Annotated in this window: 1 protein-coding gene; it reads left to right on the forward strand. The window is 41.5% G+C overall.

What is annotated here, in order from left to right:
- Positions 1 to 398 (forward strand): cache domain-containing protein (locus tag F8R15_RS21635; RefSeq protein WP_172976303.1); only part of this gene is annotated, 398 nt, incomplete at both ends.

Here is a 398-nt window from a genome sequence, read left to right on the forward strand (position 1 = left end):
ATCATTTCATTCAAAAATGCCTCTCAGCTTCGGTTACTTTCTCCAAATGGAATGGAGTTGGTTCGTATTGATCGCAAATTCACAACCGGCAAGTTAGTGATTGTGCCTCGAAAGGCCTTGCAGGATAAGTCGCAGCGCTATTACCATCAGGCAGTTTTAAAGCTCAAGGGCAAGGCCTTTTATTTCTCCAACTTTGACCTCAATATTGAGCACAACAAAGTGGTTGAGCCTTATGAGCCGACCATTCGTATTGGGCAAAAAATATATCTGGATAAACGTTTTGTCGGTTACGTAATGTTAAACATCAACCTGGCTCACTTTATTGAGTCTTTACGTAATGCAGGGGAAATGGACTTTTTTGTCACAGATCAGCGTGGACATATACTGATAGGCAAAAC

The organism is Thioclava sp. JE_KL1 (genome assembly GCF_009296265.1).
GTDB lineage: Bacteria > Pseudomonadota > Alphaproteobacteria > Rhodobacterales > Rhodobacteraceae > Thioclava.